Below are 12,073 nucleotides of genomic sequence, written 5' to 3'. Positions count from 1 at the left end.
TTTGAACTCATGCCAGATTGAGTTCGGTCGCTGTCCTTCTAGCACCGGATTCGACCAATGCCGCGCGCATTGCATCGTCCACTGTTTCCAGCGCAACGAACTGCATCGTCGCGCGCACGCTGTCGGGCACGTCGCGCAGATCCTTGAGATTTCGCGCCGGAAGCAGCACGGCGGCAATGCCGGCGCGCTGCGCCGCGAGCACCTTTTCCTTGACGCCGCCGATCGGCAGAACGATTCCCCGCAGACTGATCTCGCCCGTCATCGCGACGTCGTGCCGCACCGGACAATCGGTGAACAGTGACGCCAGCGCGATGAACATCGCGACGCCTGCACTGGGACCGTCTTTCGGAATTGCGCCCGCAGGAATGTGCAAGTGCACGTCGACATCCTCGAACGCGCCGGCAGGCAGGCGCAGATCGCCAGCGCGAGCCTTGACCAGCGTGAACGCCGCCTGGGCACTTTCTTTCATCACATCGCCAAGTTGCCTCGTGAGGTTGAGCTTGCCATTTCCAGGCACTCGGGTGGCTTCGATGAAGAGGATGTCGCCGCCGACGGGGGTCCATGCGAGGCCGGTGGCGACACCCGTCACGTTGCTGCGCAAGGCGACCTCGCGCTCGTACTTGGCAGGCCCCAGAATGGCCTCGAGGTCGGCGGCGTCGATGCTGACCTTTTCGGTTGAGCCGTCGGCCACCTTCATCGCGGCGTGGCGCATGGTGCGGCCGATCTCCCGCTCAAGCTGACGAACGCCGGCTTCCCGTGTGTGGTTTGCGATGATGGCCTCCAGGGCCGCGACGCTGAGTTCGCACTGCCCCTCTTTCAGACCGTTGGTTTCGCGCTGCCGGCGGACAAGGTAGGTTTGCGCGATCTGCAACTTCTCCTCCTGCGTGTAGCCGGGAAGGTCGATCACTTCCATGCGGTCACGCACGGGCGCCGGCACGTTGTCGATCACGTTCGCCGTCGCGATGAACAGGACACGACTCAGGTCGAACGGCACGCCGAGGTAGTTGTCTCGGAAGCTGTTGTTCTGCTCCGGGTCCAGGACTTCCAGCAACGCGGCGGACGGATCGCCGTGGGCGCTCGCGCTGAGCTTGTCGACCTCGTCGAGCATCATCACGCAGTCGCGCGCACGGGCCCGGCGCAACCCCTGCACGATGTTGCCGGGCAGGGCGCCAACGTAGGTGCGGCGATGGCCGCGAATTTCGGCTTCGTCATGAACACCGCCGAGCGAGACGCGCGCGAAAGGCCGTTCGATCGCCCGCGCGATGCTCTGGCCGAGCGAGGTCTTGCCAACGCCCGGCGGCCCGACGAAACACAGGATCGGCGCGCGGCCCTCGGGATTGAGCTTGCGCACGGCGAGGAACTCGAGGATGCGCTGCTTCACCCGCTCGAGGCCGAAGTGGTCGGCCTCGAGCGTCCGCCGTGCGGCGGCGAGGTCGATCGAGGCCGGGTTCGGGATCGCCCATGGGAGCTCGACCATCCATTCCAGGTAGGTTCGCAACACGGAATGCTCGCCCGAGGCATCCGAGACGCTTCGCAGCCGGCTCAGCTCCTTGCGCACGTGTGCCTCTGTCTCGGGCGGCATGCCGGCCTTGGCGATCGCCTCTTCGAGTCGGTGAATCTCTTCGGCCGCTCCGCCGTTCTCGCCGAGCGCCTGCTGGATGGTCTTCAACTGCTCTCGCAGCAGGAATTTGCGCTGGTGTTCATCCAGCTGTTCCTTGGTGCGTTCGCCGATTTCCCTCGAAAGTCGCAAGACCTCGAGACGGCGGGACAGAAGCTTCAACAGCTTGCCAACCCGCTCCGCCGGCGCGATGGTCTCGAGCAGCTCCTGCTTCTCACGCACATCGGCATCGATCACGCTGGCCGTGATGTCGGCCAGGGCGGACGGGCCGCGTGTCGTCTGCAGCGCATGGACCAGTTCGGGCGGCACACTGGCCAGGAAGGACATGAGCTCGACGGCGCGCTCGCGAAGTTGAAGCGCCAGCGCCTCGGCCTCGGGGCGATTCATCGGCGACCTCTTCGATGACCTCGATCCTCGCGGCATGGAATGGGTAACCCTCGACGGGTTCAATCATGCGGAAACGCTGCAAGCCCTGGCACACCGCATGGTGCTGGCCCTCCCCAGGCTCGAAATGCTGGACGACCTTGGCGAGCGTCCCGATCGCGAAGAGTGCGTCGAACGACGGGTTCTCATCGCCGGCTTCCTTCTGCAGCACGATGCCCACGTCCGTTCCGGCGTCGAGTGCATACCTGAGCGCGGCAACCGACTTCTCGCGACCCAGGGTCACGGCGGTCAGAAGATGCGGAAACATCACGAGGTTCCGCATCGGAATCACCGCCACCACATCGGGACTCAGCGCGAGTCCCGGCTGCGCGGGCGGATCGGTTGTGGCGGCTTGTGTCATCGGCGAGGCAGAGTTCGCGGACGCCGGATGACTGCGCCGCGAACGCTGTTCCGGATCTACTGGATCTTCAGCGTCCGGCTGCCGGAGCCTTCGCGCTTGGGCAACGTGAGGCGCAGCACGCCGTCCTCGAGCTTGGCAACCGCGGTCTTGTCGTCCACGTCGCTGGCGAGCGTGAAGCCGCGCGAGACGGTGCCGCGGTAGGTCTCGCGGACCAGCGAGCGGCCGTGCTTCTCTTCCTGCTCCTTCTTGACTTCGGCAGAGATCGAGACGTAGTTGCCGTCGATCGAGATGCGAATGTCTTCCTTCTTGGCGCCGGGAATCTCTGCGCTCACAAGGTATTCCTTGTCGTTCTCGCTGACGTCGACGCGGATGTCGGCAGGCAGCGTGTTCTCGTCGAGGAGCTGCATCGGACGCGCGAGGCGGCGGAAGAGCTCGGGAAACAGATTGTCGATTCGATCGAAACGGGTCAGTGCGTTCATTTGAGGTACTCCAGGTTGGGTTGAACGGTATCGATCGGTCGTCGTGAAGGGCAGTCATCGATCGACAATTCCAGTCTATGCACAGGCAGACACAGCGGCTTGCGCTGGATCAAAAGGCGGGCATGCCGGAATCCATTCCCGGTCGCGCATCGCCGCCGGGCTTCTTCGGTGCATTGGCAACCATGCAGTCGGTCGTAAGCACCAGGCTCGCGATCGATGACGCGTTCTGCAGCGCAAGGCGGGTCACCTTGGCCGGATCGATGACCCCCATCTCCAGCATGTCGCCATAGGCGCGCGTCGCGGCGTTGTAGCCATGACTTCGCTGGGTCGATTCGTCGACCCGCTGCAGCACGATGGAGGGCTCTTCGGCGGCATTCAGCACGATCTGGCGCAGGGGTTCTTCGAGCGCGCGCTGCACGATCCGGATGCCCGAGAGCTGGTCGAGATTCGATGCGTCGGAATCCTTCAGCGCACGCCGCGCGCGCAGCAAGGCGACGCCGCCTCCGGGCACGATGCCTTCCTCGACGGCTGCGCGGGTCGCATGCAGGGCGTCTTCCACGCGGAGCTTGCGTTCCTTCAACTCGGTCTCGGTCGCGGCGCCGACCTTGACCAGCGCGACGCCACCGGACAGCTTGGCGATGCGATCGTCCAATTGCTTGCGGTCGTATTCGCTGGTCAGCGTCTCGCGCTCCTTGCGAATGGCCGCCGCGCGTTCGCGAATGGCCTGCGTGTCTCCGGCGCCGCCAATGAGGGTGGTGCTCTCCTTGTCGATCACGATCCGGCGGGCGCGCCCGAGGTGGTCGGGCGTGGCCTTGGCCAGCGTCAGTCCAAGCTCGTTGGAAATCACCTGGCCGCCGGTCAACACGCCCATGTCCCGCAGCATCGCCTTGCGACGATCGCCGAAGCCGGGTGCTTTCACGGCGCAGGTCTTCACGACCCCGCGCACACTGTTGACGACGAGCGTGGCCAGCGCATCGGCATCCACATCCTCGGCGATCACGAGCAGCGGCGCGCCCAACTTTGCCGCCGCTTCGAGCAGAGGCACCAGTTCTGCGATGGTCGACAGCTTGTGATCGCACAGGAGGATCAGTGCGTTCTCCATCTCCACTGTCTGCTTCTCGGCGTTGTTCACGAAGTACGCTGACAGATAGCCACGTTCGAACTGCATGCCCTCGACGACCTCCAGTTCGCTCACGAGGCCGGAACCGTCCTCGATCGAGACCGCGCCTTCGCGGCCGACCTTGTCCATCGCCTCGCCGATGAGATCGCCGATGGAACGGTCATTGTTGGCCGAGATCGCCGCGACGTGCGCGATCTCCTGCGATGACGCACACGGCTGCGAGATGGCCTTCAGTTCGGCGACGACTACCTCCACGGCGCGATCGATTCCGCGCTTGAGATCCATCGGGTTCATGCCGGCGGCGAGGTACTTGAGGCCCTCCTGGATCATGGCGTGCGCCAAGACGGTGGCGGTGGTCGTGCCGTCGCCCGCCATTTCACTGGTGCGCGATGCAACCTCGCGAAGCAGCTGCGCACCCATGTTTTCGAAGCGATCTTCGAGCTCGACCGATCGGGCGACGACGACCCCGGAATTGACGATCTGCGGCGGACCGTAGTCGCTGTCGATGATCACGGTGCGGCCCCGCGGGCCCAGCGTCACGCGGACTGCTTCCGCCAGAGTGTTGACGCCGTCGCGGATCTTGCCGCGAGCTTCCTCGCGAAAGAGAAGTTGTTTGGCTGTCATGGAAATGCCTCGGTGGAGCGTTGGGAATGCCGAACAAGGTACGGCGCTCCACCCGCAAGCGGTTTGATCGTGCGCAAGCATCGAAACGATTGCGCCAGGTCAAAGTGCTGGCTCCCGCGCTGCGCGATCCTTGCCGACAGCATTCAAGGAGCCGTGCCATGCCGATCATTGCGTTGAATCTCGAATCTGACGCCGTGCCGTTGCCGGCGCCCCTGCTGCCGCAGAAAGTCACCCTGGATGAGGCGCTCAAGCGCCGCCGGAGCGCGCGTTCCTTCGTTCCCGACTCCATCTCCATGGAAGTGCTTTCCGCGTTGCTCTGGGCAGCCTTCGGCGTCAATCGCGAGCAGCAAGGTGGCCGCACAGCGCCTTCCGCACGCGATTGGAAGGAAGTCGATGTCTATGCTGTGCTGGCGGAGGGCGCTTATAGGTATGAGCCACACACCCACCGCCTGCTTCTGATCAGTGCCGAGGATCTGCGCGAGTGCACCGGCACGCAGGACTTCGTGGCCACCGCGCCGATCAACCTCGTTTACGTGGCTGATCTGGACCGAATGGTGGAGGCCTCGGTCGAAGACAGGCCATTCCTGGCGGGTGCCGACACGGGGTTCATCGCGCAGAACGTGTATCTCTATTGTGCGGCAGCAGGCCTGGCGACCGTGGTCCGTGCAATGATCGACAGGCGTCGTCTGGCCCGGGCGCTTCATCTTCCACCGAACCAGCGCATCACGCTTGCCCAAACGGTGGGGTACGCCAGGTCGTGACTCTTTCGGTCCCGGGTAAAGAAGGCGCAACAGATTTCAAGAGGCATTGACGAATTCAACCGGCCGGCGCATGGTTGCGCATTGCGCCCATCCAACCGCACATGAGCATGAACGTCCACGCATTTGCCCGTGGTGGGCGCACGGTTTTCCGAACTCTTTCGCGATATTCGCGCCGCTCTTGAATCCGTCGAAAATCTGCATGTGGGCACGGTGCGCGACACATGCTTGCGGACCTTTGTCCTTTTTGCTAAGCACCGGCCGCGGCGAGAAGCTTTCCAATGAGTTGCTTGCGTCGACAGGCAGCAGGCGCGTTCGCACGTAGTGGTCGATCCGAAGCCCTGGCAGCAATCCTGCGAAAGAAGGATCGAAGCTTCGAAGTCCGTTTTGCCGTCGCGGCGTTGAGGTGATGATCGGCGTTCCCTCAAGCGCCGGGATGAAGGTATTCGAGAAACCATGCGCCGGCGAGCCCAGCGACGATCTCCAGGGCACCGGCTTCCTCAAAAAGATGCGTGGCCCGGGGCACGATCTCCAGCCGCTTCTCGCAGCCCAGCCGGCCGAGGGCCGCACGATTCAGCGCAAGAACCTCGATGTCCGCCCCGCCCACGATGAGCAGGGTCGGCGCCAGGACGGCCGCCAGGGCGTCGCCGGCGAGATCGGGGCGCCCGCCGCGCGAGACGATGGCTTGCACAGACTCCGGGCGCTTGGCCGCAGCGACCAACGCGGCGCCCGCTCCCGTGCTCGCACCGAACAGCCCGATAGGCCGGCCGGCGTGGGAAGACAGAGCGTCGATGGCGTCCATCACCCGTTGCGCAAGCAAGGGAATGTCGAATACGTTGGCGCGGTTGTCGGCCTCGTCCGACGTGAGCAGGTCGAACAGCAGGGTGCTCAATCCCCTGCGTTGCAACGCGCGGGCCACTTGGGTGTTTCGGCGGCTGCGGCGGCTGCTTCCGCTGCCGTGCGCGAAGACGACGATGCCGCGCGGCGGCTCCTGCAGGCACAGTTCGCCCTCGAGCCCGTTCGGACCGATGGCCATGCGCAAGAGTTTCGCCATCAGGGTGTCCTGATCATTCCTCGAGCGCGCGACGAGTTCGACCACGCCTACGGCGGTGCCTCGTACGCGGCACTGAAGGCCCGCTACGATCCGGGTGGCCGCGCGCTCGAATTCTTCGACAAGTGCGTGCGCCGGGTCTAGGGCTTGACGGTCGGTTGTGCCGGCGCCGGCTTCGTTCTCCTGGCGACTTCGACGGTCTTCGCCGCGGCGTCCTTCGCAGCCTTCGCCGCCTGCCGCGTGGCCTCCTCGGCCTTCAGGAGGGCCTCACGCGCGGCACCTGCAGCCATCTCAGCTTCTTCCTTGCTTGAAGCAATCGCCCGTTGTACTGCCTCTTCGGCCTTGGCGAGCGCTTCCTTGGTGGCCGCAGATGCCTTCCGGCTTGCTTCCTCGGCCTTGATCGCAGCTTCCTTGCTGGCATCCAGCGCCCGGTTGACAGATTCCGTTGCCTTCTCCTCGAACCGAGTCGCCGACTCGGCCGCCTTCTGAGCCGCGCGACGGATGCCTTCGGCGATCGCCTTGGAGATCTTTCCCGCGTTCACCTTGCTTTGCTCTGCGGCGGCCTTGGCCGCGTCGGCTGCCTTCTGCGCGGCGACCTGCGCCTCGTGAGCCGCCTTGCTCGCGGCATCGCGCACTTTCTGCGTGGGCGTCGATACCGGGCTCAACTGGCCGGGTGCGGTGTAGTCGGCGGCGTATGCCGCCGCACTCGCGGCGACCAGCAATGCGACGAAAAGATCTTTTGATGGCATGGCGCCTTTCCTTGGCGAGCTATCCGATGGTTGGGTGGATTGCCTGGAGGCGCTCTTCGAGCTTTGCCAACCCGAGCGAGGTGAAGTCGTTGTTGAGCGCCACTTTGAGCTTCTTTTCCACGGCATCACTCAGCTGCGCCTTGAGTTCACCGAGGAAAGGACTCGATGCGAACACCGTGAGCGAATCGAATTCCTGGGCCGCGAGGCCCTTGTCGAGGCGATCGGCGATTTCCCGCGCGAATCGAAGGTGTTCCTTGCGACGCTTGTCGGTCCGCGGCTCGAAGATTCCATGGCTGTTGTCTGCCGCTACCTGACCCGAGCGGTCTGTCGCCAACTCGCTGCCGTGCATGCGGCTTTGCTCATGACTCAAGGTTTCCACCGGCACCAGGGGTGTCCGGGCTGCGTCACGGCGGAAGATGCGGGCCAGCGATGCGTTGGCCACCAGGATCCAATGGTTCTTCATGGGGTCTCCCGAAGAGCGGGCACTCAAGCGCCAATGCGGAGATGGTTGATCACGGTCGAAACGCCCGGGGCGGACCATGCGGCGCCCTGCGCAGCCCTGCGCTCGGCCCACGAGTTGACAGTCCCCTCGAGCGTCACTTGCGCGCCGTCGACCACGACGTCGATGCGCCTGGCTTCCCGGTTGGCCTGGCGAACCAGCGCGTCCTGGATCTTTTCTTCGATGCCGGTCGCGCTGACCCTCGGCTTGATCTTCACCAGATTCGTGACGCCGGTCACACCGAGGAGAATGCGAAGGGAGCCTTCCGCGGCACGCCGCTGGTAGTCCCACTCGACCTCGCCGTTCAGCGTGATCCATCCCTTTTCGACGGTGGGGTGCACTTTGCCCTTGGGTACCAGGGAATTCCAATCGATCGCACTCTCCACGGCCGAGGCGATTTCTGCGTCGGTTCTCTCGTGGGCGGAAGGCAATTTCACCGTGAGTTCGACCGCCAGGGCCTTGACGCCGGTGACGCGCTGGGCCGCTCGTTCTGCAGCGTATTTTTCGGCGAAGCTGGCGAGGTGCCCGGTCAGGGTCACGATGCCGTCCTTGACGATCACGCCGACATCCGTGGCGTTGACGATCGGGTCCCACTTGAGTTCGGCCAGGACGTCTTCTTTGAGTTGAACATCGGATTTCATGTGCTTCCTTTCATGGTGAACGAAATCACATCCTTCAACCCACGCACTACATTGATTCGAATGAAGCGCTGGGTTTTCCCACTTTAGGCAGCCGCGCCAGGCGCGGCTTGCGCGGGATCAACTCAGACCGCGGATCGCAATGCGGATTTCTTGATTTGGCGCAAGACCCGGTCATCGAATCGGGAGGAGGCTTCGATCTGCCGGCCCGAGGGCGTGACGACGACCCAGGAAAGATGCCATGGCCATCCTTCGCGACCGACTTCGTGAATTGAGGGGCGGCCGACCGGTTGCCCTTGTTCGATCTTGCGGGGCTTGCTGCCAACCCGCAGAAGCCCCGTGTCACGATCGCGGCCATGCCAACCGGTGCCGCAAGTGGGCCCGCCCGATGCGTGGCCGTAGCGCCGCAAGGTCCTCAGGCTCTGAAAAATCATCAATCGTCACGGGAAACGGTTGCACGCGGCATCGACTGTCTTGTGCTTGTTGCGTCTTGAAATGAGTGGGCGCGCGTTGTGGCGGCGATGTCCGCCACCATGAGCGCGGCGAAGGAGTCTGGCACCTGGAGGCTGCATCGACGATCAACGTCTGCAGACGATCTCCGGCCAAAGTGCGCTCGCTGCGGCGTTGTAGTGCCAGACGATGTTCGTCACCTTGACTTTTCCCTTGGCGGCACCGTCGACCTTTGCGTCCTCGGGGATCCAGATCGTCTGGCCGATCTCGGGGAGCGGACCGTTGTAAGGATGGTGGGATGTTCCCACCTGAAGCTCGGCCGATGCAGCAGAGCCGGAATGAATGGTGATTCTCATCTGTGCCTCATTCGGGTTGGAAGGGCCAGTAGAAGGTGCCGTTCGTCGCCCCCTTGCCGACCCGAAACGTCTTGGCCTGGGTGACGCCCGCATAGGTGGCATATACGCGATAGACGCCGGGACTCAGGACCACATGGAACAGGGGGCCGCAGTCCGCAAAGGGGCCGTATGGCATGCCCCGGCCCACAGGCTCGATCATCACGCTGACCCCCGCGACATAGGCGCCGGTGCCGACCTCGGCGAACGTCAGGCGCAAGTTGTAGAGATCGCGCGTGACCCGCATGTCCGACTGGCCTTGCTCGCCGATGCCGCCGCTGGCGTACGAGCCCGGCGCCAGCGTGGGCTGGGGCGCCGGACGGGAGAGCACGGTACCGCCCTGAAACGCGAACGATATCAGTGCGACGAGCAACAACCTGCGCATCGGGAATGATATGAAATGCTTCATGGAGCGAACGCTAAAGCGAACGGCGCGGCCGAGGGTTGATCGCGCGCAAGCCAGGCGTCGGCGGTCTGCGGCGGTTGCCGACATCGTCCGTCATTGCGCTGCATCAAGGTGTGGGACTGGTCGATGCGCGATGCTGGGCCTTCGTCGTCGTCATGGCCGCTGGCGGGACTGAATGACGACGGCCAAGGGCCTCATGCACGAACCCGCCGCAAGGGCGCGGGGTAACTTGAGACCGGGCGAGACATACTGGGCTTTTTCATCCACGGACAGAGCTCGATGCCTTTGATCGCCTTACTGCTCGGCGCCCTCCTGGTTCTGGCGACCCTGATCGACGCCTTCGAAGTGGTGCTGCTGCCGCGCCCGGTGCGCCGGCGGGTACGGCTGAACCGCTATTTCTTTCAATGCACCTGGCATGTCTGGGCCCGATGCGCGGGCCTTTGGCCCACCGGCAGCCGGCGCGAGGACTTTATCGGCGTCTACGGACCGCTGTCGATGGTCATGCTCTTCGCCCTGTGGGGCGGGAGCCTGATCGTGGGATTCGGACTGGTGCATTGGGCGCTGCAGCGCCTGGTACCCAACGCCGGCTCCGACGCGCTGGTCGACCTGATCATCATCAGCGGCGACGCCTTCTTCACACTCGGGTATGGCGACAATGTGCCGCACCATTGGCTGGCGCGGCTGCTGGTGATCCTCGAAGCCGGTATCGGCTTCGGCTTCATCGCACTGACCATCGGCTACTTGCCGGTGCTCTATCAGCACTTCACTCGCCGCGATCTCCAACTCATTGAATTCTCCGCGCGCGCCGGCTCGCCGCCGACGGCTGCCGCCCTGCTGGGTTGGCATGTGCATGACAGCCCAGAGGCGCTCGAACGCTGGCTGAGGGACTGGGAGATCTGGGCGAGCGATCTGATCGAGAGCCAGGCCGTGTATCCGATGTTGGCGTACTACCGCTCGCAACACGAGGGCCATTCCTGGCTGGGCTCGCTGGCGGTGGTTCTGGATGTTTGTACGTTGCTCATTGGGGGCGCTGACGACGCGCGGCGTCACCAGGCCACCGCCACCTTCTCGGCCTTGAGGCGCGTCCTCGATGAAGCCAGTGAGTCGCTGCGCGTGGCACCGGCGCGGCAGGTGTCGGTCCGCCGGATGGACGCCGAGGCGCTGCGGCATCTCACGTCGACGATTCGTCGGATCCTGCCGACCTGGCGTGACGACGAGGCCAGTCTGCCGGCCATCGGCCAGTTGCGACGTACCTACGAGCCCCGACTAGAAGGTCTGGCCACGTACCTGCTGCTGGACGTGCCGGACTGGATCGACCCCGCAGCGACAGGGGCCGAGCGCTTCGGTCGCGATGCGGTCGTCCGGCAACTCACGGAGGGGCGCCCGGACTGATATCGATCTCACGGTCGTGGCTGGGGTCCCGTGCGCGAGAGACATTTGTCCTGCTGTTCGGAGAGGTGGGTCCGCCGCCATGCGGGGCGCTGCCAGCAGAAAAAAGGCCGTTGGGTACGGCCTTTGTTGTGCTGACTATCCGGCTGTGTCGCCGTCCATCGTCGTTGGAAGTCGAGCGCCGGCAATGGCTGAAACGACACCCACCGCGCTGGCCCGAAGCAACTCCTGTCGCAAGGCCGCTTCCAGCAGACCGCGCGCCGTGTCCGGCCGGTCGTGGTCGTACTCTTCGTCCAACTCGCAGTGCAGGTAGTAGTCGACCCGGGCCATGAGCCGTTCGACTGAAGCTGCGAGGTCTGTTTCGTTCATCTTCCGCTCCTCCGAACCCGACTTGCCTCCGGAACAACTCCTGCAGAAGTCAACTGCCTGAGTTTGGTCATTATGTCTCCAGCTCGGCGGAATACTCTGCGCCGATTATCGTGCTCGGCCAACAACCTGACGCGTTGGGCAGGTATTGAATTCTTTAGTGCTAGTTTCCTAGCGCAGCCGAAAGCGATTCCAGGTACTGGCCAGTCGGGAGGGTGCGGGCGGTGGCGCCACGGCCTGCGCACTTCCGGGTGGCGGCAGTTGGTGTCGCAGGCTGTGCGCCACCTGCACGCAATCCTTGATGTGCAGTTCGCCCAGGGAGCGCAGCGCCGCGTAGCTCAGCGTGGCGGAAACCACCTGGCCTGCGATGGGCACGAATTTGGCGGCCTGGCTGGCGGTCAGCTTGACCCCCGCATGGCGCGCCAGCGCGACCAGCAAGTCACGCGTGACCAGGCGTCCCACCAGCAGCGCGCCGACCGTCGCGGCCGCTTTCCGGATGGTTTCGCGCTCGTTCGGCGCCATGCGCTCGACCTGGGTCACCGACAGGCCGAACTCGGCGCTGATCTGCGGCACCACGCGCGCCAGCAGGGCCGCGTCGGCGGCCCAGTCGATGCCGGGCAGCGGCACGGCGCCCACCACGGCAGCCATCATGGCCTTGCGCCCGAGCAGGCGGCGACTGCGCCGAATGGCCGCAATCAGCTGTGGATCACCTTGAGCAAGTTCGATGGCGGAGGGCATGCCGCCTGCATT

At 64.5% G+C, this 12,073-nt stretch carries 14 protein-coding genes and 1 pseudogene; 2 read left to right on the top strand and 13 right to left on the bottom strand.

The genetic code is table 11. The features are described from left to right. Nucleotides 1-7: 7 nt before the first annotated feature. From lon to groL, 4 genes and pseudogenes are all read right to left on the bottom strand, one after another. A complete protein-coding gene (lon, locus tag AC1DYK_RS05710) occupies nt 8-2,005 on the bottom strand; it encodes an endopeptidase La (protein WP_478165376.1) in 1,998 nt (665 codons plus the stop codon). 64 nt (nt 2,006-2,069) lie between these two features. Next, a pseudogene (locus tag AC1DYK_RS05705) lies at nt 2,070-2,309 on the bottom strand (LON peptidase substrate-binding domain-containing protein); the annotation flags it as partial. A 149-nt stretch (nt 2,310-2,458) separates the two neighbouring features. Next, nucleotides 2,459-2,881: an Hsp20/alpha crystallin family protein gene (locus AC1DYK_RS05700; RefSeq protein WP_478165375.1), complete on the bottom strand. Its 423-nt coding sequence runs from the start codon at nt 2,879-2,881 to the stop codon at nt 2,459-2,461. A 109-nt stretch (nt 2,882-2,990) separates the two neighbouring features. Next, nucleotides 2,991-4,625: a chaperonin GroEL gene (gene groL, locus AC1DYK_RS05695; RefSeq protein WP_478165455.1), complete on the bottom strand. Its 1,635-nt coding sequence runs from the start codon at nt 4,623-4,625 to the stop codon at nt 2,991-2,993. 158 nt (nt 4,626-4,783) lie between these two features. On the opposite strand from groL, the gene AC1DYK_RS05690 reads away from it, so the two are divergent. Further along, nucleotides 4,784-5,386, top strand: a complete 603-nt coding sequence (locus AC1DYK_RS05690; RefSeq protein ID WP_478165374.1) for a nitroreductase family protein — start codon at nt 4,784-4,786, stop codon at nt 5,384-5,386. A gap of 421 nt (nt 5,387-5,807) precedes the next feature. Here the strand turns inward: AC1DYK_RS05690 and AC1DYK_RS05685 are convergent, their stop codons facing one another. From AC1DYK_RS05685 to AC1DYK_RS05655, 7 genes are all read right to left on the bottom strand, one after another. After that, nucleotides 5,808-6,437: a dienelactone hydrolase family protein gene (locus tag AC1DYK_RS05685; RefSeq protein WP_478165373.1), complete on the bottom strand. Its 630-nt coding sequence runs from the start codon at nt 6,435-6,437 to the stop codon at nt 5,808-5,810. Between the two features lie 137 nt (nt 6,438-6,574). Then, the gene (locus AC1DYK_RS05680; protein ID WP_478165372.1) at nt 6,575-7,156 is read right to left on the bottom strand and encodes a hypothetical protein; all 582 of its coding nucleotides are present in this window, start codon (nt 7,154-7,156) and stop codon (nt 6,575-6,577) included. A gap of 46 nt (nt 7,157-7,202) precedes the next feature. After that, nucleotides 7,203-7,646 carry a host attachment protein gene (locus AC1DYK_RS05675; protein ID WP_478165371.1) on the bottom strand — a complete coding sequence of 148 codons (444 nt, stop codon included), beginning with the start codon at nt 7,644-7,646 and terminating at the stop codon, nt 7,203-7,205. Nucleotides 7,647-7,669: 23 nt separating this feature from the next. Further along, a complete protein-coding gene (locus AC1DYK_RS05670) occupies nt 7,670-8,323 on the bottom strand; it encodes a BON domain-containing protein (RefSeq protein ID WP_478165370.1) in 654 nt (217 codons plus the stop codon). Between the two features lie 122 nt (nt 8,324-8,445). Continuing rightward, the gene (locus tag AC1DYK_RS05665) at nt 8,446-8,754 is read right to left on the bottom strand and encodes a hypothetical protein (RefSeq protein WP_478165369.1); all 309 of its coding nucleotides are present in this window, start codon (nt 8,752-8,754) and stop codon (nt 8,446-8,448) included. 144 nt (nt 8,755-8,898) lie between these two features. Then, nucleotides 8,899-9,126: a hypothetical protein gene (locus tag AC1DYK_RS05660; protein WP_478165368.1), complete on the bottom strand. Its 228-nt coding sequence runs from the start codon at nt 9,124-9,126 to the stop codon at nt 8,899-8,901. 7 nt (nt 9,127-9,133) lie between these two features. Further along, the gene (locus AC1DYK_RS05655) at nt 9,134-9,547 is read right to left on the bottom strand and encodes a hypothetical protein (RefSeq protein WP_478165367.1); all 414 of its coding nucleotides are present in this window, start codon (nt 9,545-9,547) and stop codon (nt 9,134-9,136) included. A 300-nt stretch (nt 9,548-9,847) separates the two neighbouring features. On the opposite strand from AC1DYK_RS05655, the gene AC1DYK_RS05650 reads away from it, so the two are divergent. Continuing rightward, complete coding sequence (locus AC1DYK_RS05650) at nt 9,848-10,960, top strand: potassium channel family protein (protein WP_478165366.1); 1,113 nt, start codon at nt 9,848-9,850, stop codon at nt 10,958-10,960. Nucleotides 10,961-11,095: 135 nt separating this feature from the next. Here AC1DYK_RS05650 and AC1DYK_RS05645 read toward each other — a convergent pair whose 3' ends face one another. Next, a complete protein-coding gene (locus tag AC1DYK_RS05645) occupies nt 11,096-11,326 on the bottom strand; it encodes a hypothetical protein (RefSeq protein ID WP_478165365.1) in 231 nt (76 codons plus the stop codon). Between the two features lie 168 nt (nt 11,327-11,494). Then, nucleotides 11,495-12,061 (bottom strand): hypothetical protein, encoded by a 567-nt coding sequence (locus AC1DYK_RS05640; RefSeq protein WP_478165364.1) that lies wholly within the window; start codon nt 12,059-12,061, stop codon nt 11,495-11,497. Between the last annotated feature and the right edge of the window lie 12 nt (nt 12,062-12,073).

The organism is Variovorax sp. P2_H12, assembly GCF_056403395.1.
The sequence above is the reverse complement of the archived record's forward strand: the minus strand, read 5'-3'. Positions and strand labels throughout refer to the sequence as shown.